The sequence below is a fragment of the Clostridium sp. AF20-7 genome (genome assembly GCF_003479275.1).
In the GTDB taxonomy this organism is placed as follows: domain Bacteria; phylum Bacillota; class Clostridia; order Lachnospirales; family Lachnospiraceae; genus Otoolea; species Otoolea fessa.
In genome coordinates, this window is sequence record NZ_QUGF01000001.1 from 103,270 (window position 1) to 127,406 (window position 24,137).

Annotated in this window: 21 protein-coding genes and 1 pseudogene; 17 read left to right on the forward strand and 5 right to left on the reverse strand. The window is 52.3% G+C overall.

All coding sequences use genetic code 11. From position 1 onward, the window contains the following. Window positions 1-267: 267 nt before the first annotated feature. The 16 genes and pseudogenes from DWX68_RS00525 (at window position 268) to DWX68_RS00600 (ending at window position 17,551) form a co-directional block, all read left to right on the forward strand. Window positions 268-2,562, forward strand: coding sequence for a pyridine nucleotide-disulfide oxidoreductase/dicluster-binding protein (locus DWX68_RS00525; RefSeq protein WP_182432108.1), 2,295 nt, complete (start codon window positions 268-270; stop codon window positions 2,560-2,562). Between the two features lie 5 nt (window positions 2,563-2,567). Next, window positions 2,568-2,804: a DVU_1557 family redox protein gene (locus DWX68_RS00530; protein ID WP_022360474.1), complete on the forward strand. Its 237-nt coding sequence runs from the start codon at window positions 2,568-2,570 to the stop codon at window positions 2,802-2,804. A gap of 47 nt (window positions 2,805-2,851) precedes the next feature. Further along, window positions 2,852-4,381 carry a radical SAM (seleno)protein TrsS gene (gene trsS / locus DWX68_RS00535; RefSeq protein WP_207663949.1) on the forward strand — a complete coding sequence of 510 codons (1,530 nt, stop codon included), beginning with the start codon at window positions 2,852-2,854 and terminating at the stop codon, window positions 4,379-4,381. Window positions 4,382-4,410: 29 nt separating this feature from the next. Next, window positions 4,411-6,300, forward strand: a complete 1,890-nt coding sequence (locus DWX68_RS00540) for a DVU_1553 family AMP-dependent CoA ligase (RefSeq protein ID WP_118628373.1) — start codon at window positions 4,411-4,413, stop codon at window positions 6,298-6,300. Between the two features lie 129 nt (window positions 6,301-6,429). Continuing rightward, window positions 6,430-6,831, forward strand: a complete 402-nt coding sequence (locus DWX68_RS00545; RefSeq protein ID WP_022360477.1) for a NifB/NifX family molybdenum-iron cluster-binding protein — start codon at window positions 6,430-6,432, stop codon at window positions 6,829-6,831. Window positions 6,832-6,842: 11 nt separating this feature from the next. Continuing rightward, entirely contained in the window at window positions 6,843-8,528 is a 1,686-nt protein-coding gene (locus tag DWX68_RS00550; protein ID WP_118628374.1) for a DVU_1551 family NTP transferase, read from the forward strand. Window positions 8,529-8,549: 21 nt separating this feature from the next. Further along, the gene (locus tag DWX68_RS00555) at window positions 8,550-9,569 is read left to right on the forward strand and encodes a molybdopterin-binding protein (RefSeq protein WP_107000901.1); all 1,020 of its coding nucleotides are present in this window, start codon (window positions 8,550-8,552) and stop codon (window positions 9,567-9,569) included. A 69-nt stretch (window positions 9,570-9,638) separates the two neighbouring features. Next, the gene (locus tag DWX68_RS00560; RefSeq protein WP_181357204.1) at window positions 9,639-10,715 is read left to right on the forward strand and encodes an XdhC/CoxI family protein; all 1,077 of its coding nucleotides are present in this window, start codon (window positions 9,639-9,641) and stop codon (window positions 10,713-10,715) included. A gap of 390 nt (window positions 10,716-11,105) precedes the next feature. After that, window positions 11,106-11,960, forward strand: a complete 855-nt coding sequence (gene modA, locus DWX68_RS00565; protein ID WP_117796578.1) for a molybdate ABC transporter substrate-binding protein — start codon at window positions 11,106-11,108, stop codon at window positions 11,958-11,960. Window positions 11,961-12,160: 200 nt separating this feature from the next. Next, window positions 12,161-12,805 (forward strand): annotated as a pseudogene (gene modB, locus DWX68_RS00570) (molybdate ABC transporter permease subunit); the annotation flags it as partial. Window positions 12,806-12,936: 131 nt separating this feature from the next. Then, complete coding sequence (locus DWX68_RS00575) at window positions 12,937-14,025, forward strand: sulfate/molybdate ABC transporter ATP-binding protein (RefSeq protein WP_117796577.1); 1,089 nt, start codon at window positions 12,937-12,939, stop codon at window positions 14,023-14,025. Between the two features lie 22 nt (window positions 14,026-14,047). After that, the gene (locus DWX68_RS00580) at window positions 14,048-15,037 is read left to right on the forward strand and encodes an NTP transferase domain-containing protein (protein ID WP_181986244.1); all 990 of its coding nucleotides are present in this window, start codon (window positions 14,048-14,050) and stop codon (window positions 15,035-15,037) included. After that, entirely contained in the window at window positions 15,012-15,488 is a 477-nt protein-coding gene (moaC, locus tag DWX68_RS00585) for a cyclic pyranopterin monophosphate synthase MoaC (protein ID WP_022360485.1), read from the forward strand. Before DWX68_RS00580 ends, moaC begins: the two co-directional genes overlap by 26 nt. After that, the gene (gene moaA / locus DWX68_RS00590) at window positions 15,485-16,465 is read left to right on the forward strand and encodes a GTP 3',8-cyclase MoaA (RefSeq protein WP_118628375.1); all 981 of its coding nucleotides are present in this window, start codon (window positions 15,485-15,487) and stop codon (window positions 16,463-16,465) included. The genes moaC and moaA overlap by 4 nt, the downstream gene beginning before the upstream one ends. 130 nt (window positions 16,466-16,595) lie before the next feature. After that, a complete protein-coding gene (locus DWX68_RS00595; RefSeq protein WP_022360487.1) occupies window positions 16,596-17,033 on the forward strand; it encodes an MOSC domain-containing protein in 438 nt (145 codons plus the stop codon). A 29-nt stretch (window positions 17,034-17,062) separates the two neighbouring features. Next, window positions 17,063-17,551 carry a MogA/MoaB family molybdenum cofactor biosynthesis protein gene (locus DWX68_RS00600; RefSeq protein WP_117796574.1) on the forward strand — a complete coding sequence of 163 codons (489 nt, stop codon included), beginning with the start codon at window positions 17,063-17,065 and terminating at the stop codon, window positions 17,549-17,551. Between the two features lie 176 nt (window positions 17,552-17,727). Here the strand turns inward: DWX68_RS00600 and DWX68_RS00605 are convergent, their stop codons facing one another. From DWX68_RS00605 to DWX68_RS00625, 5 genes are all read right to left on the reverse strand, one after another. Beyond that, window positions 17,728-18,429 (reverse strand): response regulator transcription factor, encoded by a 702-nt coding sequence (locus DWX68_RS00605; RefSeq protein WP_022360489.1) that lies wholly within the window; start codon window positions 18,427-18,429, stop codon window positions 17,728-17,730. After that, the gene (locus DWX68_RS00610; protein ID WP_107000892.1) at window positions 18,422-20,383 is read right to left on the reverse strand and encodes a DUF4118 domain-containing protein; all 1,962 of its coding nucleotides are present in this window, start codon (window positions 20,381-20,383) and stop codon (window positions 18,422-18,424) included. Before DWX68_RS00610 ends, DWX68_RS00605 begins: the two co-directional genes overlap by 8 nt. 81 nt (window positions 20,384-20,464) lie before the next feature. Continuing rightward, window positions 20,465-20,749: a hypothetical protein gene (locus DWX68_RS00615; protein ID WP_147341938.1), complete on the reverse strand. Its 285-nt coding sequence runs from the start codon at window positions 20,747-20,749 to the stop codon at window positions 20,465-20,467. A 17-nt stretch (window positions 20,750-20,766) separates the two neighbouring features. After that, complete coding sequence (locus tag DWX68_RS00620) at window positions 20,767-21,414, reverse strand: TrkA family potassium uptake protein (protein ID WP_022360492.1); 648 nt, start codon at window positions 21,412-21,414, stop codon at window positions 20,767-20,769. A gap of 13 nt (window positions 21,415-21,427) precedes the next feature. Beyond that, window positions 21,428-22,768, reverse strand: a complete 1,341-nt coding sequence (locus DWX68_RS00625) for a potassium transporter TrkG (protein WP_118628376.1) — start codon at window positions 22,766-22,768, stop codon at window positions 21,428-21,430. Window positions 22,769-23,171: 403 nt separating this feature from the next. Here DWX68_RS00625 and DWX68_RS00630 point away from each other — a divergent pair, with 403 nt between their 5' ends. Beyond that, a complete protein-coding gene (locus DWX68_RS00630) occupies window positions 23,172-23,939 on the forward strand; it encodes an NAD(P)-binding domain-containing protein (protein WP_118628377.1) in 768 nt (255 codons plus the stop codon). Window positions 23,940-24,137 lie beyond the last annotated feature (198 nt).

Genomic DNA, 24,137 nt, shown 5'->3' on the forward strand with positions numbered 1-24,137 from the left:
TCTTTGGTTATGGTGTATAATAAAAGTATTAAAATTGGCTCCTGGAATTTTTACTTATCGATGGAGGACGGGATAAATGATTCTGGGAGAGGATAAATGGTTACTGTTCACGGGTAGGAGCTTTTGGAACCAAAAGTGCCGTAAGAAAACGTGGTGGCAGCAGGAATTTGCCGTATTTAAATGCGAAGCCACGGCAAATTCCGTTACTGGGCACGTATGCGTGAACAGTAACGATAAATGCAGGAGAAAAGAAGGGAGGTCCGCCCTGTGAGCTATTTGGAAGATTTTGAGAAGACGCTGGCGGAGAAATGCCATCAGAACGAGCCGCCGTTCTGCCAGGCAGCCTGTCCGTTCCGGCTGGATATCAAGGGGCTGGAAGAAAAGTGGAAAAAGGGACGTTTCAACGCGGCGTACCGGACCTATCAGAATACGGTGGGATTTCCGGATATTGTGTCGAAGCTGTGCAGCCATCCGTGCGAGAAGGCATGTCTGCGTGCGAAGCTGGACGGGGGGATCGCGATGGGGCTTTTAGAGCGGGCGACTGTCGAGTACGCGAAGCGGAAAGCACCGAATGCGTATAACCTGCCGTCGAAAGGAAAAAAGATCGCGATCGTCGGAGGCGGTCTTTCGGGGCTTGGCTGTGCACTGCGTCTCTGCAATAAAAAGTACGAGGTAACGGTTTATGAGCGGGAAATGGTTCTGGGCGGTCAGGCGAGAAACCAGATGGATCCGGCGGAATTTGATGCGGAGATCGAGGCACAGTTCCAGTTTGAGGAATTTTCACGCCATCTCGGTGAAACGGTAACGGATCTGGAGGCACTCCGGGCGGACTATGATGCCGTGTATGTGGCAACTGGGGCAGATGGCGCGGACTTTGGTCTGGAAATGGACCCGGACGGCGCATTTGCAACCCGGACACCGGGCGTTTTCATTGGAGGTTCCCTGACAGGCGGCGACAGCATGAAGGCGCTGGCAGATGGGCTGGCGGTTTCGCTTGCGATCGAACGGTATCTGAAAACGGGCGGTATGAATGAGCCATTTCGAAAGGAAGGGACACTTTTAAATCTTCAAACGAATGGGATCGAGCGTGCCGATCGGGTGGTTCCGGCAAACGGGGAATCGTATACGGAAGAAGAGGCGATACAGGAGATCACGCGCTGCCAGAAGTGTTCGTGTGATGCTTGTATGCGTGCCTGTGATCTGATGCGCCTGCATGAGAAAACACCGCGCCGTTTGTATGAAGAAGTTTACATAACAATCCATCCCGGTACGTTATCGCGCGATGGTACGTGGGCGACCAGACTGATCAGCACCTGCGACCACTGCGGGCTTTGCAAGGAAGTCTGTCCGCAGCATATCGATTTCAGCCAGTTTCTGCTTGACAGTATGCGGGCAATGCAAAAAAAAGGCGCGATGCCGTGGCCATTCCACGATTTCTGGCTGCGCGACATGGCGTATGCCTCCGGAAAAGCGGGGCTTACGCGGAAACCGGAGAATGTTAAACAGAGTTCCTATGCATTCTTTCCGGGATGCCAGCTCGCCGGTTCGGATCCGCGCTATGTGACGCGGACGTATGAGTGGCTGCGTTCCAAAAAGCCGGATGCGGCGATCTGGATGACCTGCTGCGGTGCGCCTGCCGAGTGGGCAGGCGAAGTGGACATCCACGCGGCACATCTGGAGGAAATGCGGCGGCAGTGGAGAGAGCTTGGCGAACCGACAGTGGTTTTAGCATGCCCGAACTGCCGGAAGATGTTTGAAGAATACCTGCCGGAGCTTCCGGTTGTCTTTCTGGCGGAAGTGATGGAAGAGTGGGGCGTGGAGAAAGATGCTGCTTTGGAACCGGACAATGCTGAAAAGGGTGAAATGGAAGCAGGAAGTACCCAGCAAGCGCAGCCGTATGCCTTGTTTGATCCCTGCGCCAGCCGCTATTACCCGGAATTGCAGGAGAGTGTACGCCATCTGGCGGATGCGGCGGGGATTACGTGGGAAAATCTGCCGTATGACGGGAAAAAGGCGCGCTGCTGCGGATACGGCGGGCATATCGGGATTGCTTCTCCGAGCCACACAAGCTATATGACAACTTCCCGTGCAAAAGAGGAGGAACTGCCGTATGTGACCTACTGCGTCAACTGCCGGGAGTCCTTTGCCGGACAGGGCAAGGAGGCGGTACATATCCTCGATCTGCTGTTTGGGTTAAATGGTGCGGGACGTCCGGCGGCGACGGTGACGGAGCGCTGGCACAACCGCCTGGCGGCGAAACGGGAACTGCTTAAGACATATTGGAATGAGACGATCGAAGAGGAAGCACACATGAAATTAGAAGTTGAGAAGGAACTGGAACGCAAATTGTCAGCGGGTCAGATTTTGATCGAAGATATGGAGCAGGTCATTGAACACTGTGAGCGGGAAGACCGCGGTATTATCGACCCGGAGACGGGACATCGGATCGGGCATCTGAAGATCCAGCATATGACCTACTGGGCAGAGTACGAGGTGCTGCCGGACGGCGGTTATAAGCTCTGGAATGGCTACAGCCACCGCATGAATCTGGAAGGAGAGTGATGAGTATGCCGACGATCGATGGAGGCGGAAGAGATCAGCGGATCAAAGAGGCGTTGGAGAAAAAAGTCATCTGCCGCCGGTGTCAGGTGGAGATGGTGCCGAAATCCACATTTTTTGACTATCTGGGGCACAATTTCCACACCGAGATCCTGTGCTGTCCGAAGTGCGGCGAGGTATATCTGCCGGAAGCGCTGGTAAAAGGACGTATGGCGGATGTGGAGAGAGAGCTGGAAGATAAATAGAGGATATATAGAAGATATATAGATTAAGGGGATGCAGGAAGATGATAATGGATTCGCAGGATAGAGGCGTCCTGCCGGAAGAAATGCGCCATACATACAGTGTTTGTCCGGTCTGTTTAAAACGGATTCCGGCAAAGCGGGAAGAGCGGGACGGACAGATATATCTGGTAAAAACCTGCCCGGATCACGGGACGTTTTCCAGTGTAATCTGGAGAAATAAGCGCAAGTTTGCCGACTGGCGCGGGGAACGTCCAGCGGTGGGAGAAAATGAAAATCTAAATTGCCCGGCGGGCTGCGGTCTGTGTGCGGAGCACAGACGCGCCACCTGCTGTACCTTGCTGGAGATCACAGCGCGGTGCAATATGAACTGTACCTTCTGTTTTGCGGAGCCGGACGGGGCCAAGGATCCGTCCTTAGACACGGTAAAACGCTGGATCGACGATCTGACGGAGCCGGGAAAGACACTTTTGCAGCTTTCCGGCGGGGAACCGACAGTGCGGGACGATCTGCCGGAGATCGTGGCGTATGCGAAGCAGGTTGGCTGTAAATATGTGCAGTTAAACAGCAACGGTCTGCGCCTGGCGGAGGACGAGGCGTTTGTAAAGCGTCTGGCAGATGCGGGACTTTCGTTTGTATTTATGCAGTTTGACGGCGTGGACGATGCCGTATATGAAAAACTGCGCCGCCGCCCGATGCTGGAAGTGAAAAAACGGGCGATCGAGCAGTGCGGCCGGTATGGAATCGGCGTGACGCTTGTTCCGGTCCTTGTTCCGGGGGTCAATACGGAGCAGATCGGGGACATCATCCGGTTTGCCATTCAGCGGTCGCCGTATGTGCGCGGCGTGCATTTCCAGCCGGTCAGCTATTTTGGACGTATCCCGGAGCTTCCGGCGGATGATGACCGCTATACGCTGGATGAGCTTCTGGAGGCGGTTGTCAGCCAGAGCGGGGGGCTTATCAAAGAGGAACAGATCGCGCCATCTTGCTGCGATCACCCGATGTGTGGATTTCACGGGGATTTCATTGTGATGCCTGGGGATAAATTAATGCCGCTGACAAATTATAGTGGAAAAACCGAGACAGAACCGGAGGGCGAAGGCTGCTGCTGCGGTCCGGATCCGGCGGAGAAGAACCGTGAATTTGTCGGACGGCGCTGGGAACGGCGTGATGTGGATGAGACGTGTTGCTGCGGAGAAAGCCAGCCGGAAAAAGAAAGCCGCTGCTGTGGCGGAACACAGCCAGAAGCAGGAAACGGCTGCTGTGGCGGAACACAGCCAGAACCAGAAAGCTGCTGCTGTGGCGGAACCCAGCCAGAACCAGAAAGCTGCTGTTGTGGCGGAACTCAGCCCGAATCAGAATTCTGCTGCTGTGAAGAAGAGTCGGTTGACATAACAAATATGGAGGACTTCTTAAAGCGTGCCAAAAGCCACGGCTTCACGATCACATCCATGGCGTTTCAGGATGCCGGCAATCTCGATATCGAGCGCCTGCGCCAGTGCAGCCTGCATGTGTATAAAGACGGGAAGAAGATTCCGTTCTGTGCGTACTACTTGTCTCCGATGGAAAGAGGCAGATAATAGAGGCGCAGAAAGGAGAGGTGCAAAAAATGGATACAAATGAGTGCAGTCTCTGCCGACCGGGTGGATTTGCGCTGACGAGGCAGATGTTCCAGTTTGCGGGAATTGAGATACCAGAGGCGGGAGCGGCAGATACGGAGTCTATAGATCCTGCAGTGCCGTTTCGCGTCATCGACATCGGCTGCGGAGCTGGCGGCACGATGCGCTGGCTTTCTGAGCATTGCCCGGGCTGGCAGATTTCCGGCCTGGATAAGAATCCGGATGTGCATGAACCTGGCTGGATAGAGACTGGATGTGCGGAGAAACTGCCATATCCAGATCAGACGGCAGATATCATTCTGATGGAATGCAGTTGTTCCAAAGCTGCGGAACCGGCGGCGGCGCTCCGGGAGGCGTACCGGGTGTTAAAGCCGGAGGGATGGCTTTTGATGAGCGATATGTATGCCCGGAAAAAAGAGCTTTTCTTAGACGGGATGCTGGGACGGCTGGAGTCCGCTAAAACAATCTGTGACCGGATGGCGGATGCGGGTTTTGCGCTTGTAAATATGCAGGATGTGTCTGGAACGCTGGCGGAGTGGATCGGGCAGCAGATCTTTGATGGAAATCTGGAATCCGTCTGCGCGGCGCTGGGGGCGGAACGGAAGATTTTAAAAGAAGCGGGCTGCGGTTATTTTATTGCAGCGGCGCAGCCGTCCGGGTTATGGCGGACACTTTCGTATGTAAAGGAGAAAAGTCCATTTTATCAGAAGAAATTTACATCCGTCTGGGGACAGCTTGGGGAAATGGCAGGTTCCGATGTACGGCTCGCGCCGGATTCGTTTTCATGGGCGGATTTCCGGACACTTCCCCTCACAACCCCGGAGGAACTGAAAGCGGAGCCGGAAACATTTTTATGTGTTCCAGCCAAGGAGATCGCGCGTATCATCACGCTGAAAACCTCCGGCAGTACAGGGGCACCGAAGCGCCTGTTTTTTACCGAAGACGATCTGATGCAGACGGCGGATTTCTTTGAAACAGGGATGCAGTACATGGTAAAGCCAGGCGATCGGGTCACGGTTTATATGGAAGGACCGGGATTTTTTTCGATTGGAGGACTTTTAAAAGAAGGATTGGGGCGCATCCGGGTGGAGACGAAGGTTCACGGGCTGATTCACGATATGGAAGCGGCAGCGCGGGACGGCGAGGGGGCAGACTGCCTGATCGGTGTCCCAAGCCAGATGTATGCGCTGGCAGCCCATGCGCCGGGACTCCGCCCGAAAACAGTGCTCTTAAGTGCTGATTATGTGCCGGTCAGCGTGCAGCGTTTTTTGGAAAGAACCTGGAACTGCCGGGTCTTTACGCACTGGGGTATGACGGAAACTGGTTACGGCGGCGGCGTACAGTGTGGGGCGCGCGGGGGTTACCATATGCGGGACCGGGACCTTTTGATTGAGATTCTGGATCCGGAGACGGGACAGCCGGTTCCGGAAGGGCAATACGGCGAGCTGGTTCTGACAACGCTTCGGCGGCGGGGAATGCCGCTTGTGCGCTATCGGACCGGCGATCTGGGGCGGATGATTGCAGAACCGTGTGCCTGCGGATGTTTAAAGCCTAGACTTGATAAGGTTGAGGGACGGCTGGATGACAGCGTCCGGCTGTCCGGCGGCAAGGTGCTTTCCATGCACCTATTAGATGAGCTTTTATTTGCCCTGGATGAGGTGGAAGATTTTCAGGCATCTTACAATGCGGCGCAGAAGCATCTGACGGTGGCTGTTATGAAGAAAGCGGGTTATGCAGATACGGTAGGAAGCAGAGTGAAAAATGTCAAAGCAGCATTAACGGAATACTTTGGGAACTGCCTGACCGTTTCTGTGATAGAAAAAGAAATTTCCCCCTATATCGGTTCGGGAAAAAGGCGGCTAATCATCGAGGAAAAATGAAAAATGAGTGGCAAAATTCAATATCATGAAAAACTTGACGATGAGTTTTGATTGCAGTATCATAAAATTAAAAATAATTGAGAAATTTTGAAAAAAATCAGCAAAATTTGACAAGAACAAGGAGAAAAAATGAACATAGCAATTGCATCAGAGACAGAGGAGATCGACGGACTGGTGCCGGCGACTTTTAAGGAGAGTCCGTTTTTGATGATTATTGACGCGGACAAGAACCAGATTTTCCATGTCTATGGAAAACAGGATCCGGACAATCTGGTATTTGCGAAGAAGGTGGTAGAACATGACTGTGAGGCAGTCATCTGCGGACCGATCGAGAAAGAACCGTTTGAGATACTGGTAAAGGCGGGCGTGACCCGTTATCTGGGAAGCGGGCATACGGTTCAGAAGGCATATAGCTATATGAACCGTTATAAACTGGAGCTGATCCGCGACTACATCGGCGGACCGGGACCATTTGGACACAGCCATGATTTCAGCTGCGAGTGTGGGGAAGAAGAGGAACACGAGCACTAGGAAAGGACAGAATGCGGACGATTTATTTGATCCGGCATGGGAAGCCGGAATTTCCAGATGAACGGAAATATTGCATCGGGCGGACGGATCTGCCGCTTTCAGAGGAAGGGCGGACACAGATTCGGGCGCTGGGGGAGACATTTGCGGGACGCAGAATTGAAAAGATTTATACCAGCCCGTTAAAGCGCTGCCGGGAGTCAGCCGCGATCCTGCAGGAAGTGATTGACAGAAGTATTCCGATTGAGGTCGTAGATGGTCTGGCGGAGATTGACATGGGGGAATGGGATGGTCATTCCTTCGATGAAATCCGGGAACAGTTTCCAGCGGAGTATGTGGCACGAGGGGCAGATATGTACGATTTCCGACCGCCGCAGGGAGAGAGTTTTGCAGATTGTGCAGGGCGCGCCAGGACAACCTGGAATGAACTCCGGATGAAGAGCCGGGGCGATATTCTGGTAATCGGACACGCGGGTTGGTTTCGGACACTGATCAGTGGCTGGGAGAAGCGGAAAAAGACAGAACTTCTGCAGATTCCCTTTGGCTACGGACAGGTGTATGAAAGAAAGGATTATGTATTTGACGCCTTGATCTCGGCGGCGGGGCGATCCTCGCGGATGGGGGATTTCAAACCACTCATGAAGCTCGGCGCCCAGACGGTCCTGGAACGTGAGATACAGACGCTGCGGGCGTGCGGCGTACATGAAATCACGATCATTACCGGACGCCGGGCGGAAGATATACGCGCGGCGGCTGCGGGACCGGGAATCCATTTCATCCACAATCCGGCGTATGCGGAGACGAAAATGTTTGATTCCGTCTGCCTGGGGCTTTCCTATTATAAGGAAAAGCGGAAAACGGCAGGAAAAGAGACGCTGGATGGCATTTTCTTTTTCCCGGTGGATGTGCCACTGTTTACGCCATTTACGCTGGAATATGAAAAATACCGGTTTGCGGAAGGCGATGGGGATGTCTATCTCCCGGAGTATGAGAAAACACCGGGGCATCCGCTTCTGATCCGTGCAGATGTGATCGAAAAACTGCTGCAGCATGACGGGACGATGGGACTTAAAGGCGCCTGTGAACAGCCGGGAATCCGCCGGATTTTCCTGGATGTGCCGGATCCAGGCTGCGCGTTTGATGCGGATACGCAGGAAGAGTTTCAGAAATTGCGTGACTGGGAGAGAAAACGTCCTGTCCCGGACAAAGAGGAGTGCGAGCGTCTGCTTGCATGGTTCCACACGCCGGAGGCGGCGGTGCGCCATAGCCGGGTGGTTGCGGAGCTGGCCGTGGAATTGGCAGATAGAGTTCTAAAGTATAGGGCGGAAAGGTGTGTGGAGATGACATACAAAAGCCCGCCAATCGATAAATATAAAATCTACGCGGCGGCGCTTCTTCACGACATCGCTAAAGCATACCCCGAACATCCGGAGACAGGGGCGGGATGGCTGCGGCTTCTGGGACATACCGGGATCGCGGATATCGTTGCGGATCATATGGATCTGCCGGAAGAAAAGCTGGGATATCTGAATGAAAGCCTGATCGTGTATCTGGCGGACAAGCAGGTACAGGGAGAACGGCGTGTAACGATCGAAGAACGGTTTGCGGCAAAACGGGAGAAATTTAAGCATAACCCGGAGGCGCTGGAGGGCGTGGAACGGCGGTATCAGCTGGCAAAGCGTGCGGAGGCATTACTGTAAAAAGGAAAAGAGGAAAATCATATGAAATTAATGAAAACAACCGAGGCAGTCGGACAGGTACTCTGCCATGACATGACGCAGATTATTCCGGACGTGACGAAGGACGCCGTATTCCGTAAGGGACATATCGTGCGCGAGGAGGACATCCCGGTGCTGCTTTCCATCGGAAAAGATCATATTTATGTCTGGGAAAAGGACGATACAAAATATCATGAGGACGAGGCGGCGGACATTCTGCGCGGCATCTGCCAGAATGAGTATATGCGTGCAACCGATCCGAAGGAAGGCAAGATTGAGCTGATTGCGGAGACGGACGGTCTGTTTCAGGTTGATGAAGAACGCCTCTTAAAGGTCAACAGCCTGCCGGAGATGATGATCGCGACCCGCCGGACGAATTTTCCGGTAAAAAAGGGTGATAAGTTAGCCGGAACCCGTGTGATCCCGCTGGTAATTGAAAAAGAAAAAATGGAGGAGGCGAAAAAGGCAGCGGGTTCAGAGCCGCTGTTAAAGCTGATTCCGTATAAAAATAAGAAAGCGGGCATTGTGACGACCGGAAATGAAGTATTTTATGGACGGATTGAGGATAAATTTGGCCCGGTCATCCGGGACAAGCTTCAGGAATTTGGTGTGGAAGTTCTGGGACAGAAGATTATAGGGGACAATCCGGATAAAATCACGGAGGCAATCCGGGAATGGCTGGATCAGGGTGCCGATTTTGTTGTCTGTACCGGTGGCATGAGCGTCGATCCGGATGATACGACACCGAGCGCGATCAAGCAGACCGGGGCGGAGGTTGTCTCCTACGGCGCGCCGGTACTTCCGGGAGCGATGTTCTTGCTGGCATATACGAAGGACGGAAAGCCGATCATGGGACTTCCGGGCTGCGTGATGTATGCGAAGAGGACCATCTTTGATCTGGTGCTGCCGCGTGTGATGGCAGATGTGCCAGTGACAAAAGCGGATCTGGCGAAAATGGGCGCAGGTGGTCTGTGCTTAAATTGTCCAACCTGTATTTTCCCGAACTGCGGTTTTGGTAAATAATCGAGCCAGAGAGAGGCGATGAGGCAGCAACCGCGATGGCACAACTGCGAAATGAGAAATGGATGGCTCATGCAGTATAAAAGAGAGGAAGTGCGTGATATGAATCTGTATGGGGAGATTCTGAAAAAACTGGAAGGGACGCCGTGTCTGGCGCTCGAGAGAAGCTTTGTGGGAGAAGAGGGAAATCTAGCAGATATGCGCTGTGAACTGAAAGAAGGCGCAGAGGCGTCGGAGATTGGAAAAGAAGCCCTGACACAGGGGCAGCCGGTCTGTGGGCGCGCCGGAAGCAGTTGGAATGTGGCGGAACCATTTTTCCCGAAAGAGCGCCTGATTATTCTCGGAGGCGGCCATGTGGCTCTTCCGGTGGCAGAATTTGGCGCGCGCGTCGGATTCCTGGTAACTGTGGTGGACGACCGCCTTTCCTTCGCGAATCCGGGACGATTCCCGATGGCAGAGAAGGTGATCTGTGATGACTTTGGGCATGCGATCAAAGAACTCAAGATTCAGGAGAGCGACTATATCTGTATCGTTACGCGCGGACACCGCCACGATGCGGACTGCCTGCGGATGATTGGAAAAGGAAAAGAACCGGCGTATCTCGGCATGATTGGTTCGAGACGCCGCGTCGGTATCGTGAAACAGGAGCTTCTGGAAGAAGGTTACGATCCAGAGCGAATGAGCCGTTTAAAGAGCCCGATCGGTTTAAAGATCGGCGGTGTGACACCGGAGGAGATCGCGATCTCGATTCTGGCGGAGATCATACAGGTAAAGCGCATGGATCGGGAAGACAAACGTGTGAAAAACCGTTCCGATCTGGATTTTGATGTGCTGAAACGCCTGGCAGAGGAGCCGGATGAGTCGAAAGCAGTGGTCACGGTGATTGAATCAAAGGGATCCTCCCCGCGCGGGGCAGGCGCGAAGATGATTGTCTACCGGGACGGACGGATTCTCGGCAGCATCGGCGGCGGCTGTAGCGAGGCGGCCGTGCTGGGCGAGGCACGTTCTCTGATCGGAAGCAGCAGGTACAAAGTAGTTCATGTAGATCTGACCGGCGAGGCAGCGGAAGATGAAGGAATGGTCTGCGGCGGCATTATGGATGTGCTGGTGGAAGACTTTGCCACGGATCGGGAACCGTGTGACCGGTAAGGAAACCGAAGCACCGGCGTATTTGGATAAAAAATTTCAAATAAATGAAAAATAAAAAGATAAAAATAAAATACATGAAAAATCATCATAACAATTTCACGAAAATAGACGGAAGGGCTTGGAAAGAAAAACTGGAAAATTCATAAGAATAAAGGGAAAATGCAGAAAAAAGCCGCGTTATTTTTTGATGCACATAACGACGACGAGCATTAAATAAGAATTATTGTAAAGATTGACAAAAAAAGTGCCACGTGCTACTATTTGATTAGCAAATATCATTATAATTTTTCAAAAATAACGGAAGGGTAAAAACCACATTGCTATGGCGTAAGGAATCGAAACGAGGAGGATGCCGGAAACATGTGCGTGAAATGAGGGAGGAACCAAGATATGAGAAAAACGTGGGCACTTGTAATAGCAGCAGCGATGGCGGCAGCATCCCTGACCGCATGTTCATCCAGCAAACCGGCTGAGACAGCAGCACCGGAAACGGAGGCAGTTGAGACAGAAGAGACCGAAGCAGAAGCAGAGGCAACCGGCGACCAGCAGGAGATTCTGGTAGCGGCAGCAGCCAGCCTTCAGTACGTTATGGAAGACAAGATTCAGCCGGCATTTGAGAAAGAGAATCCGGACATCAAGCTGAGCTTTACCTTTGACAGTTCAGGAAAGCTGCAGACCCAGATTGAAGAGGGCGCAGATGCAGACGTATTCTTCTCCGCAGCGATGAAGCAGATGAACGCGCTGGAGGACGAGGGACTGGTTGATGCAGATTCTGTCGTAGAGCTTCTGGAAAATAAGATCGCCCTGATCGTTCCGAAGGATTCCACACTGGGAATTACCGGTTTTGAGGATATTACAAAGGCAGAGAAGATTGCACTCGGCGATCCAGAGAGTGTTCCGGTTGGACAGTACTCCAAGGAAGCCTTTGAGAACCTGGGTATGTGGGATGATGTAGAGGCTAAGACAAGCTTTGGTACCAACGTAACCGAGGTTTTAAGCTGGGTAGCAGCCGGAAGCGCTGATGCAGGTATCGTGTACCTGACCGATGCAACCACCAGCGACCAGTTTGACCAGGTAAAGGTTATCGGATATGCACCGGAAGGAAGCGTATCGAAGGTTATCTATCCGGTTGGCGTTGTAAGCGCAAGCACAAAGAAAGATGCAGCACAGAAGTTTGTAGATTATCTGGGAACTGATGATGCGCTCTCCTTCTTTGCGGAGTATGGCTTCACAGCAAATAAATAAGCCGGGAGCGATGGCTGTCTGGGATATGCAGCCGACTGTGTGAACAGAAAACAGGACGGCGAAGGACAGACAGTGAACAACGTAGGGAATAAAATCCGCCGCAGAATGCAGGGTCCGCTGAAAACCAGGTGTTCTGCGGCAGTTTTTATCTCAGTCGAGAAGACTCCGAGAGTACATTTCATAGGAAAGGGGGAAGAAAGATGGACTGGTCTCCGATATGGATATCGATGAAAACAGCAACGCTGTCGATCATTATTACGTTTTTTCTGGGAGTCTGGATGGCGCGGCTGGTGGTATCGGCACGCTCTGAGAAAGTGAAAATGGTGCTGGACGGCATCCTGACGCTTCCGATGGTCCTGCCGCCGACGGTAGCAGGCTTCTTCCTGCTGATGATTTTCGGTGTAAAACGACCGCTCGGACAGCTGTTTCTGGAATTGTTTGGCGTCAAGATTGTATTTTCATGGGCGGCAACGGTGATCGCGGCGGTGGCGATCTCATTTCCGCTTATGTACCGGGCAGCGCGCGGCGCGTTTGAACAGGTCGATGTGACGCTTATCTATGCGGCTCGGACGCTGGGATTTTCCGAGAGCCGCATTTTCTGGAGGGTGATTCTGCCGTCGGCGATGCCGGGCGTCCTCAGCGGCGCGATCCTTGCCTTTGCGAGAGGACTGGGCGAGTTCGGTGCGACCGCGATGCTGGCGGGCAATATCGCCGGAAAGACGCAGACACTGCCGCTTGCCATCTATTCACAGGTGGCGGCTGGAAAAATGTCGATGGCATACCAGTATGTGTGGATCATCGTGGTGATTTCCTTCCTGGTCGTCGTGCTGATGAATGTGCTGTCGCGGCGGGATATGCGCGGAAGCAGCAATCATAAAAAGAAGGATAACAGTGTGGAAGCGGGCGGTCAGGATGCAAAGGTTTCGGTGGAACTGTTTGCGGACAGGGAAGCGGATGCACAGAAGGGAGGCGCGGGATGAGCCTGCAGGCGGCAATCAAAAAGAGATTTTCCGGCTTTTCGCTGGACGTATCGCTTAACACCGATGGCGGCGTCATGGGCATTCTCGGCGCCTCCGGAAGCGGCAAGAGCATGACGCTCAAGTGTATCGCCGGAATTGAGACGCCGGACGAAGGGCGGATCGTGTTAAATGGCAGGGTGCTCTTTGATTCGGAAAAGCGCATCAACCTGCCGCCGCAGAAGCGGAAAATCGGTTATTTATTCCAAAATTATGCATTGTTTCCGAATATGACCGTAGAAACCAACATTGCAGCGGGGCTTTCGGGCAGCAAGGAGGAAAAACAGGAGGCAGCTGCCCGCATGATCCGTCTCTTTAAATTAGAAGGGCTTGAAAAAAGGTATCCGTCCCAGCTTTCCGGCGGACAGCAGCAGCGTGTGGCGCTGGCGCGCATTCTCGTCTATGAGCCGAATGTGATCATGCTGGATGAACCATTTTCGGCGCTTGATTATTATCTGAAGGAACAACTGCAGTTCCAGGTGCGCGAGGTACTCCGCGGGTACACGGGCGATGTGCTGATGGTTAGCCACAGCCGGGACGAGGTCTATCGGTTCTGCGAGAAGAGCATCATCTTAAACCGCGGACAGGTGGCGATGAAGGGAGAGACGCGGGCGATTTTTCAGAAACCGGAAAATGTCACTGCGGCACGCCTGACAGGCTGTAAAAACTTCAGCCGGATCCGGCGGATCGGCGAATATGAGGTGGAGGCGCTAGACTGGGGACTCACGTTTCAGACCGAAGAAGCAGTTGCCGCGGAGCATGCCTATATCGGCATCCGGGCGCATCAGTTTTATCCGGCGCGCGGCAGTGCGAATGAATTTACGTGCGAGTGGGGGGACACACTCTGCCAGCCATTTGAGTGGGATGTTTTGCTGCGTCCAGTGGAAAATGCAGGGGCAGCGGGTGACAAAGAAAATGCACTGGAACGCGAGGTGATCTGGTGGAAGGTAGACTATAAGCAGAGTGATTCACTAAACCAGTATCAGCGCGGAGACCGCGTCCGGCTGGGAATTGCACCGGGAGATATCATGCTTTTAAAAGAAGGTTAGAATGATAGAAAAGGGGATATGTATGGCAGATGGGAAAACAGGCGCGATCATCCTGGCGGCAGGGCGGTCGGCGCACATGGAAGAATTAAAGCCGATGCTCCGGATGGGGCAGACCACGATGATACAGAAGGAGATCGACACGATCCGGCAGGCGGGGATCTCGCCGATCGTCGTCGTGACCGGGTATCAGGCAGATGTGCTGGAACGTCATATTTCACACCGTGGTGCGGTCTGTATCCGAAACAAGCGGTATGAGACATCGCAGATGTACGGCTCAATCTGCATGGGACTGCGCCATATCCAGAAAAAAGCCGATCGGGTGCTGTTGTTCCCTGCCGACGTGCCGATGATCACGGCGGACACAATCGAGAAGATGGCGCAGGCGCCCGGAAGCATGGCAGTACCGGTCTGTCAGGGAAAAAAAGGACACCCGGTCATGCTGTCGAAGGAAGTGTTTGGACATATCTTAACGTACCGGGGTGGAAAAGGACTCCGCGGCGCAATGGATGCGTGGGGCGAAGGTGTCCGGGAGATCGAGGTTGAAGATCCGGGTGTTTTACTGGACACCAACACGAAAATGGACTACGAATCGCTGCTTGCCTACGAAAAAGACAGGCAGAAGCGCGGGGAGCTGGCATTTCGGGCGTCGATTTCGCTGAGCCGCGAGGAAGAATGCTTCAGCGCGCTGACGGCGGATTTTCTGGAGGCAGTTGCTGAGAGTGGTTCAATGCTCGGTGCCTGTCAGATCCGGGATATTTCTTACAGCAAGGGCTGGAAAATGCTCAAGATCGCGGAGGCGCAGCTGGGAATCCAGTTTTTAGAGCGCCAGACGGGCGGAAGCAAGGGCGGATTTTCTGTGCTGACGCCGGAGGGAAAGGTGTTTTTAGAAAAATTCCGCCGGATGGAAGCAGCAGTGCAGGCGGCAGCAGAAGCAGCGTTTGAGAAAATCTTTCTGGAGCCGGAAGAAGAGGAAAAGGAGGATACAGATGGAAGAGAAATTAACGCATTTTGATGAAAAGGGAAATGCGATCATGGTAGATGTAACGGAAAAGAAGATTACCAGCCGGACGGCGACGGCATCCGGCAAGATTCACGTCAATGAAGCGGTCATGAAGGCGGTTCTGGAGGGAACGGTTGCCAAGGGCGATGTGTTGGGGGTGGCGCGTGTGGCGGGAATCATGGCGGTGAAGCAGACCGCACACCTGATCCCGATGTGCCACACACTTCTCATCACGAAATGCAGCGTGGATTTTGAGGTGGATGAAAAAGAGCTGACGATCAAGGCACTTTGTACTGCTAAGCTGGAAGGAAAGACCGGCGTCGAGATGGAGGCGCTGACCGGCGTCAGCGTGGCGCTTCTGACCATTTATGATATGTGCAAGGCGATCGACAAGCGGATGGAGATCGGAGAGATACATCTCGATGCAAAATCGGGAGGAAAGAGCGGGGAATTTGTGCGATGATAGACGGATACGGCAGAACGATCGACTACGTCCGGATTTCCGTGACCGACCGATGCAACCTGCGCTGTGTGTACTGTATGCCGGAGGAAGGCGTCAGCAGCATTTCCCATGAAGAGATCCTGCGGTTTGGTGAGATCGAGAGGGTCTGCCAGATTCTGGCAGAGAACGGCATTCAGAAAATCAAGCTGACCGGAGGCGAACCGCTGGTGCGCCGGAGACTGCCGGAGTTAGCAGCAGCGTTAAAACAGATTCCGGGAATCAAGAGCCTGACGATCACGACGAACGGTGTTTTATTAGAAGAAATGTACGATGCGCTGGCGGACGCGGGGGTTGATTCAGTCACGATCAGCCTGGATACGCTGGATGCGTCGGTGTACCGGCAGCTCACACGCCGGGATGAGCTCGAAGCGGTCAGACGCGGTCTTCGGACGGCGATCCAGAAAGGCAGGATGCAGATCAAGATAAATTGTGTGCCGGTGCTTGGGATCGAGGAGCAAAAGCTTTTAGAGGTGGCGGAACTGGCGAAAAACCATAACGTGCACGTGCGTTTCATCGAAATGATGCCGATCGGCATGGGGACGCAGTTTGCCTTTGTGAAAGAGGATGCGTTGAAGCATGCGCTGGAAGAGGCATTTGGAACCTTTACCCCGTGCGGGGACGTGGCAGGAAATGGCCCGTGCCATTATTTCGCAGTCCCTGGCTTTCAGGGACGGATCGGTTTTATCAGCGCGGTCAGCCATAAATTCTGTTCCGAATGCAATCGGATCCGGCTGACATCGGAAGGATTCTTAAAGACCTGTCTCCAGTATGACAATGGGGTGGAATTAAAGACCATTCTGCGCGGCGGCGGTACCGATGAAGACCTGCGCCGGGCGATCGGACAGGCGCTTGCGGAAAAGCCGAAGGGACATAATTTTGAGAAAAAGACGGAATTTACGGATCGGGAACACCGGGGAATGTCCCAGATAGGCGGATAAGCAGGGTGTTTGTGAGGATTATGATTATGGTTTCTGCGGTGAAAGTGTGAGCCGGCGGAATGTTACAAGTGAAATATCGTATATGAAATATGAAATCGGAAAATTTATGGATAGAAAAGGGGAAACAATCATGGGAAAAGTAATCGCAACGTGTACCAGTGAAATCAAAGGTGTTCAGAAGAAAAATGTCCATCAGGTCTGTCTTATCGAGGACTATGGAATCGAGGGTGACGCCCATGCGGGCAAATGGCACCGTCAGGTCAGCCTTCTTTCATATGACCGGATTCAGGAATTCCGCGCGCGTGGTGCGAAAGTCGAGGACGGCGCGTTCGGTGAAAATCTGGTCGTGGAAGGAATCGATTTCAAGACGCTCCCGATCGGGACAAAATTTAAATGCAACGACGTCGTGCTGGAATTGACACAGATCGGAAAAGAATGCCACCATGGATGCGCGATCTTCCAGGCGATGGGCGATTGTATCATGCCGCGCGAGGGCGTATTTACGAAGGTGCTGCACGGCGGCGTGATCAAAGAGGGAGATAATCTGGAGATTCTGGAAGAAGCGTAGGAAAGAGATCAAAGAGAGGTGGGAAACCAATGAGAGCAGCAATTATTACATCCAGTGACTCCGGGTACGCGGGAAAACGGGAGGATGTGAGTGGTCCGGTAATCGCAGAAATGGTGAGAGAGGCTGGTTATGAGGTGGTCTGGCAGAAGGTGCTGCCGGATGACCAGGCGATGTTGGAAGAGGCGATGAAGGAGATCTGCGATGAGGGAAAGGCCGATCTGCTCTTAACAACGGGCGGAACGGGATTTTCTCCGCGCGACGTGATGCCGGAGGCGACGCTGGCGGTCGCGGAACGGATGGTTCCGGGTATCCCGGAGGCGATGCGGGCATACAGCTTACAATTTACAAAGCGGACGATGTTAAGCCGAGCGGCAAGTGGGATCCGTAAACGCACGCTGATCGTCAACCTGCCGGGCAGTCCGAAGGCGGTGCGGGAGTGTCTGGAGTACATTCTGCCGCAGCTGGATCATGGATTAAAAATCCTTTTGGGGCTTGATGGGGAGTGTGCTAGAAAGTAGGGAAAGCAGCAAAAACGAAGATGGAAAAACAGATATAATATGTAAGACGATGTATGCTAATAGCGAGGACTTTCAAGTCCTCGCTATTTCAACGATGGTCAGCTTATTTGGGGCAGAATGGAATGACCACAAGAAATCTACTCCATTCAGTCATGAATGTTCAGTTCAGGAATTACTTACTCGATGCGGAGCATCCGATAGCCGATTCCGATGTGTGTTTGTATGTATTGCTGCCCGTCTTTTCCGCGTTCCAGCTTTTTGCGCAGGGTCGCCATGAACACCCGCAGAGAAGCGATATCGTTTTCCCAACTGCTGCCCCAAATCTGCTGCGTGATATAGGTGTGTGTCAGAACCTTACCAACATTTTTGGAGAGCAGGCACAGCAGCTTGTATTCGATGGGTGTCAGGTGCAGCTCTGTGCCGTCAAGATATGCGCAGCCTGCCGCATAGTCGATTTTCAGCGCACCATTCGTAAAAATCGGAGAATCCTGCACGGAGTCTGTTTTCATCATCGACAGTCTCCGCTGCGTCACCCGCAGTCGTGCCAACAGTTCGTCCACGGAAAAAGGCTTCGTTAGATAATCATCCGCCCCAGCATCCAGCGCCCCGATTTTATCGGAATCCTCTGTTCTGGCGCTGATCACAATGATCGGCATATTCGACCACGAGCGGATTTTTTGGATGACTTCCACGCCGTCCATATCCGGCAGCCCCAGATCAAGCAGTACAATGTCCGGGTTGTGAGACAGCGCTTCCATCACGGCACTTGCGCCGTTTTGCGCCGAAAGATACCTATATTCGTGAGTTTTTAGTGTCATCGTTATTAAATTTCGCACCGGGGTATCATCTTCTACAACGAGGATGAGCGGCTTATTCATTTAAGTTCACCTCACTAAGTGGTATTGTAAAGGAAAAGATGCAGCCATGCGGCGAATTGTCTTTCAACGTCATTTCACCATGATGTGCATGAACAATGGTTTGACAGAGCGTAAGTCCTAGTCCAAGACTTCGGCGGCTGTCGCCAATTGGATTGCCCCCAGTAAAGAACATTTCAAAAACACGTTCCTTCAGTTCATTCGGAATACCGGGACCGTTATCGCTGACACATATTTCAGCCATATTTTCTCGCGGGATTGCCGTGATCCGGATGTTCGAGCCAACCGGGGTATATTTGACTGCGTTATTCACCAGATTGATGAGCACCTGCATGATGAGTCCTGCGTCCATCCGTGCCAGCAACAGTACGTCTCCGCAATCTACTGCGATGTGATGTTCTGCCGCTCTTCGGTCAATATGCCTGAGTGCTTCCGATATGATGTCATCCACGACCTGATCAGAAAGGTGCAGCTTTACGCTGCCGTCTACAATTTTCGTAATGGAAAGCAAGTTCTCAACCAGTCCCGTCAGCCATTGTGCATCGTCATAAATGTCCGTAAAAATCTGTTTCCGTGTCTGCTCATCCAACACGTCATAGCTGTGCAGCAGCGTATCTGCGTTGCCGGAAATCGAGGTCAGTGGTGTCCTGAGATCATGAGAAATCGAACGCAAAAGATTGGCGCGAAGCTGTTCGTTCTTTGCAAGAACGGCAGCTTCTTCCTTTTCTCTGGCATTTCGCAGGTTATCCAGCGCCAGAGAGCACTCGCCGAGGATGGAGAACAGAACGCTGGATGTAAATGCGTCAGGCTGCGTTTGCTTTTCCATCGGAATCCCGACAACACCGTAAATCTGCTGTCCGGTACGGATGGCAAGATACAGCCGTTTTGCTTTTGGAAAGTTTTGCGTCGTTGCTCCGGCGCGCTTGCGGTTTTGCCAGACCCATTGAACCACGTTCTGTTCCCGGTCGGTATCTGGGATGCTGTATGGACTACTTCCGTCAGCCGGATAAATGTTCCCATCCAGCAGAGCGTTGCCCTGTGCCGGGTAAATCAGAACGTCTCGCTGCATGAGCTTTTGTATCTGCGTCGCGGTCATCCGATAGACCTCCTCCGGCGTTTCCGCTTTTTGGAGCTGTCTGTTCATATCAAAAAGGAGCTTCGTGCGATAAGCGTCCCGTGCGGATAGCTGTGCGTGGGCTTTGAGCTTGGCCGCAAGTGTACTTGTCAAAAGTGCAGCCGCGAACATGACGGCAAAGGTTATTGGGTATTTGCTGCCATAGGCTGCCAAAGACAGCCGGGGCTCCGTCATAAAATAATTGAACAGGAGGACACTCAAAAAAGCGGACAGCACACCGCAGGTATATCCGCTGGTAAAAGTGGAAGTCAGAAGCACACCCAGCAGGTAAACCATGATGATATTGGCATTTGCAAAGCTGAGCCGCAGAAAAATCCATCCGATGACCGTCGTAACTGCCAGAATTCCGATGGTCAGAAGTAGTTCCCGGGCGGTCGGAAACGCCGGGCGGATAGTAAGCGGCTGATTTCTGCGGCAGTTCTTATAGGCTTCCACATCCGGAATAATATAAATATCTACCTCCGGTGCAAGCGTAATGAGCTGTTCTGTCAGCGTCGATTCGCTCCAGAAATGCCGCCGCTGTATGCCGCTTCGTCCAATCACAATTTTGGTCACATCAGAGAGCCGCACATATTCCGCGATCTGTGTCGCCACATCTTCACCATGCGTTGTGACAATTTCTGCGCCAAGCTGCTGCCCCAGACGCATATTCGCCTGCAAACGGACGGTATCTTCCGCGTTCATATCAGCGTCTCCGGGGGTCTGCACGTAAAGTGCGGTAAGACTGGCGCAAAATGCCTGTGCCATTTTCCCTGCCATTCGTACAATGCGTTCATTGGATGGAGACGAGGACAGGCACACAAGAATATGCTCTTTTGGCATTTCGCTTCCTTTATTCTGCACATTTTCACCACCCCTCTTAAACAATATTATAGCAATTATAGCACCAAAATGTGAAGGTTTCTACTGCGCCCAATTGGATTTGTTGTCCGGAAAAGAAATTTGCTCTGAATCATAGATCACGATTTCTACATGGGCATGACTATTGCGAAACTGAGAAAATGTTTCCTCAAGTTCGTCAGGAGAAATATTTCCGACCAGATGCACGCACGGTTCAGCCTGCTGTTGTTCAGACGATTCTTTGATGCGCTTCTGATTTTCGTCCAGAAAGCGATCCAGCCGTTTCATCAAAAACCAGCCGAACAGGAACATTAGCGCCGTCCCAGCGATCAAAACGCTATCTTCCATATACCCTCACCGTCCATTCAGATTCGGAAGCACTTTTGCAGCGCTTTGTATTCGCCCAACGCTAAAATCGTTATTTCCCCGGACAGCACCGTATCCGGCGTAATGGAAGCGTCGATTTTTCCTGAATGTTTGATGCCGAGAATGTTAATGCCATACTTTCTGCGAATATCCAGTTCACCAACACTTTTGCCGATCCACCCGGCCGGAACTTCTACTTCAAAAATGGCGTGCTGCTCGTCGATCTCTATGTAGTCGAAAATATGGTCGGCAGTGTATCGGATCGCTGCCCATTTTGCCACCTGTTTTTCCGGGTAGACTACCTGGTCGGCACCGTTGCGAAGCAGAAACTTCGCCTGCACATCACGCTCGGCACGCGACACCACGCACTTCGCACCCAGTTCTTTCAGCAGCGAGGTGGTTTCCAGCGAGTTCTGAAAGTTCCCGCTGATGGTCACGATGCAGACATCAAAATTTCCGATGCCAAGAGAGCGAAGAAACTCCGCGTTTGTACTGTCGCCAATTTGTGCGTTGGTGACATATGGCAGCACATCATTGATTCGTTCCTCGTTTGTATCGACCGCCATGACCTGATGCCCCAGCTGAGAAAGCTGTACTGCAATATGCCGTCCGAAGCGGCCTGTGCCAATCAATAGAATGTTTTTCATGTGAAAAGACTCCTTATCCAATCGTGATTTTTTCCTGCGGCAGCTTTGCATTCCCCACCTTTTTGCTGGAAAATGTCGCATAAATGAGGGTAAGACCGCCGACTCTGCCCAGATACATGAGCGTGATCAACACCATTTGCGATGGAATGTGCAGCTGCGGTGTAATACCAAGTGTCAATCCCACCGTCCCGACCGCCGATGCCGTTTCATACAGGCAGACAGACAGCGGAAGATTCTCATATGCGCTGATAAAGACAGCACCGCCAAAGAACAGCATCAAGTACATCGTCAGAATGGTCGCGGCGGTCTTGACGGCGCTGCAATCGACTCTGCGTCCGAAAAATCGGGCACTATCGCGCTGGCGGAAGGTTGCAGTGGCATTGGCAAGCAGAACCGCCAGTGTCGTTGTTTTCATACCGCCTGCTGTAGAACCTGGAGAACCGCCGATGAGCATCAAAAGGATTATTACGCCCTGTGATGCACCGGACATCGTGGAAAGATTTACCGTGTTGAAGCCCGCTGTCCTCGGCGTGACAGACTGAAAAAAGGATGCCAGCAGCCGGTTTCCGGCGGGAAGCGCGGAAAAGTCTGAAAAGAAGAAAAACATAGCAGGCAGAAAAATTAAAAAACCTGTCGTGACCAGAATCACCTTGCTCTGCATTCGGTAGCGATGAAACCGCCACTTGTTTTCAAAGATGTCATCCCACGTCAGAAATCCAATACCGCCGATCACGATCAGCAGCATAATCGTGATATTGATTACCGGGCTGTCCGCGTAGCCGGTAAGAGATGGATAGTGGTTGCTTTCTGTCCCAAGAATGTCAAACCCGGCGTTGCAAAAAGCGGATATGGAATGAAATACCGCCATCCAGATGCCGCGCCATCCATAGTCCCGGCAGAATACCGGCAGCAGGGCAAGCGCTCCCAGTAGCTCAATCAGAAACGTCCCTCGCAGGATGAAGCGTGTCAGACGGACGATTCCGCCGACCTTTGGTGCTGAAATTGCATCCTGCATGGTGCTGCGCTGCATCAGAGAAATTTTTCGCCCGGACAACAGCGCAAACGATGCTGCTACGGTTACGACACCAAGACCACCAATTTGGATCAGTGCCAGAATAACCGCCTGCCCAAAGGTTGACCAGTAGCAGCCTGTATCCTGTACTACAAGCCCTGTCACGCAGACGGCAGAGGTCGCAGTAAACAGCGTTTCATTGAATGGAGTAATATTCTCTCCAGTCGTGGAGATCGGCAGCATCAGCAGTAGCGCTCCGAGTAGAATGACCCCGGCAAACCCTAATGTGATAATTTGAAAAGACGAAAGGCGGCGCTTTCGTCGAATAATCTCTTCAGGCATAAAGACAGCTCCTTATTTCTGTGATGGTCATATTATACAGCTGGAGATTTTAAGAGCGGATAAGGGAGATTTACGACGTATTAAGATTGAATAAAGATGAGGAGATGGCTTATTTCAATCGCTTTATTTGCGGAAGTGGACAATTTCAAAAAAAATGGCAAGGAGGATATGAACGATAAAATAAGGCGCCGGATCAAAGTGGGCTGCGAAGGTTGAGGGAGGAATTACGATGAAAACCCGGAAAAGTGCGCCGAGATATGAGTAGGATGCTGGAAAATATGTGTTTTTGGTTGTATACTGTGTATGTGAATAAAATCGGGGGAGTAACTATCAGAAAAGTTCGCTCGGAATCGTCTGGAAAAATTTCGGGTAAACGGAGAGGAGAAAGAGAGGGTAGAAGTTTATGAAACTGGGATTTATTGGAACGGGAATCATTACGACGTCCGTCGTGACTGGATTCTGCGAGAGCGGAATGGAGAATCTGCAGATCGTTGTATCGCCGAGAAATAAAGAACGGGCGCAGATGCTGCATGAGAAATACCCGGAGATCGTGTCGGTCGCGGCGGATAACCAGGAAGTTGTGGACCGGTCGGACTGGGTCTTTGCGGCGCTCCTTCCGAAGGCGGCGGAAGATATCTTAAAACCGCTTCATATCGGACCGGAGAAGAAGTTTATCAATCTGGTTGCAACGCTGAGCTTAAAGCGCATCGAGGAAATGTTTGGACAGAGAGAGATTCTGGCGGATGTTGTGCCTCTGACCTTCGCGGCGAACCGCTTCGGACCGGTGGTGATTTACCCGGATATCCCGGAGGTGGTCGATCTGATGAGTCACGTCGGCAAGCCGGTTCCGGTCGATACGCCGAAGCAGATCGCGATCCTTAGGAGCACGACGGGCCTGATGAGCGCTTACTATATGCTTCTGACCGTCATTATCCAGTGGTGTGAGAGAAACGGGCTGGATGAGCCATCCGCACGGGCATACATCACCGAATTTACTGGGGCGCTGTCCCGCAAGGCAGCGACGTGGGACGGGGATCTGGAAGACCTTGCCAGAGAAATGACACCGGGAGGACTGAACTGGATGGCGCTGACGCATCTGGAGGAAAAGGATGCGTATACGCCTTGGACGGAGATTCTGGGGCCGATTTTGGAGAAGGTTATAAAAGAATAGAGTCGAGGTGGAAAAACTCGGGGCGCACATTTCTCACGCCCCGAGTTTTTCTTTTAATTAAAGTGTGAGTATTCTAAAAAAGTAGTTGCTTTTTTTAAGAAGGAATGATAGTATATAGAAAACACTTTAGTACGCTACCATGATAGCGAGATAAACAAAAGTGATGGGAGCTATAACGGCAGGATATAGACGAGCGGG

What these genes read in the sequence shown, in the direction of transcription:
- DWX68_RS00625 (WP_118628376.1), bottom strand. Translation starts at nt 22,768, where the DNA reads ATGCCTGAAGAGATTATTCGACGAAAGCGCCGCCTTTCGTCTTTTCAA.
- DWX68_RS00595 (WP_022360487.1), top strand. Translation starts at nt 16,596, where the DNA reads ATGGGAAAAGTAATCGCAACGTGTACCAGTGAAATCAAAGGTGTTCAG.
- DWX68_RS00550 (WP_118628374.1), top strand. Translation starts at nt 6,843, where the DNA reads ATGCGGACGATTTATTTGATCCGGCATGGGAAGCCGGAATTTCCAGAT.
- DWX68_RS00530 (WP_022360474.1), top strand. Translation starts at nt 2,568, where the DNA reads ATGCCGACGATCGATGGAGGCGGAAGAGATCAGCGGATCAAAGAGGCG.
- DWX68_RS00605 (WP_022360489.1), bottom strand. Translation starts at nt 18,429, where the DNA reads ATGAATAAGCCGCTCATCCTCGTTGTAGAAGATGATACCCCGGTGCGA.
- trsS (WP_207663949.1), top strand. Translation starts at nt 2,852, where the DNA reads ATGGATTCGCAGGATAGAGGCGTCCTGCCGGAAGAAATGCGCCATACA.
- DWX68_RS00575 (WP_117796577.1), top strand. Translation starts at nt 12,937, where the DNA reads ATGAGCCTGCAGGCGGCAATCAAAAAGAGATTTTCCGGCTTTTCGCTG.
- DWX68_RS00610 (WP_107000892.1), bottom strand. Translation starts at nt 20,383, where the DNA reads ATGCCAAAAGAGCATATTCTTGTGTGCCTGTCCTCGTCTCCATCCAAT.
- DWX68_RS00580 (WP_181986244.1), top strand. Translation starts at nt 14,048, where the DNA reads ATGGCAGATGGGAAAACAGGCGCGATCATCCTGGCGGCAGGGCGGTCG.
- DWX68_RS00545 (WP_022360477.1), top strand. Translation starts at nt 6,430, where the DNA reads ATGAACATAGCAATTGCATCAGAGACAGAGGAGATCGACGGACTGGTG.
- DWX68_RS00615 (WP_147341938.1), bottom strand. Translation starts at nt 20,749, where the DNA reads ATGGAAGATAGCGTTTTGATCGCTGGGACGGCGCTAATGTTCCTGTTC.
- DWX68_RS00560 (WP_181357204.1), top strand. Translation starts at nt 9,639, where the DNA reads ATGCAGTATAAAAGAGAGGAAGTGCGTGATATGAATCTGTATGGGGAG.
- DWX68_RS00600 (WP_117796574.1), top strand. Translation starts at nt 17,063, where the DNA reads ATGAGAGCAGCAATTATTACATCCAGTGACTCCGGGTACGCGGGAAAA.
- modA (WP_117796578.1), top strand. Translation starts at nt 11,106, where the DNA reads ATGAGAAAAACGTGGGCACTTGTAATAGCAGCAGCGATGGCGGCAGCA.
- moaA (WP_118628375.1), top strand. Translation starts at nt 15,485, where the DNA reads ATGATAGACGGATACGGCAGAACGATCGACTACGTCCGGATTTCCGTG.
- DWX68_RS00630 (WP_118628377.1), top strand. Translation starts at nt 23,172, where the DNA reads ATGAAACTGGGATTTATTGGAACGGGAATCATTACGACGTCCGTCGTG.
- DWX68_RS00620 (WP_022360492.1), bottom strand. Translation starts at nt 21,414, where the DNA reads ATGAAAAACATTCTATTGATTGGCACAGGCCGCTTCGGACGGCATATT.
- DWX68_RS00555 (WP_107000901.1), top strand. Translation starts at nt 8,550, where the DNA reads ATGAAATTAATGAAAACAACCGAGGCAGTCGGACAGGTACTCTGCCAT.
- moaC (WP_022360485.1), top strand. Translation starts at nt 15,012, where the DNA reads ATGGAAGAGAAATTAACGCATTTTGATGAAAAGGGAAATGCGATCATG.
- DWX68_RS00540 (WP_118628373.1), top strand. Translation starts at nt 4,411, where the DNA reads ATGGATACAAATGAGTGCAGTCTCTGCCGACCGGGTGGATTTGCGCTG.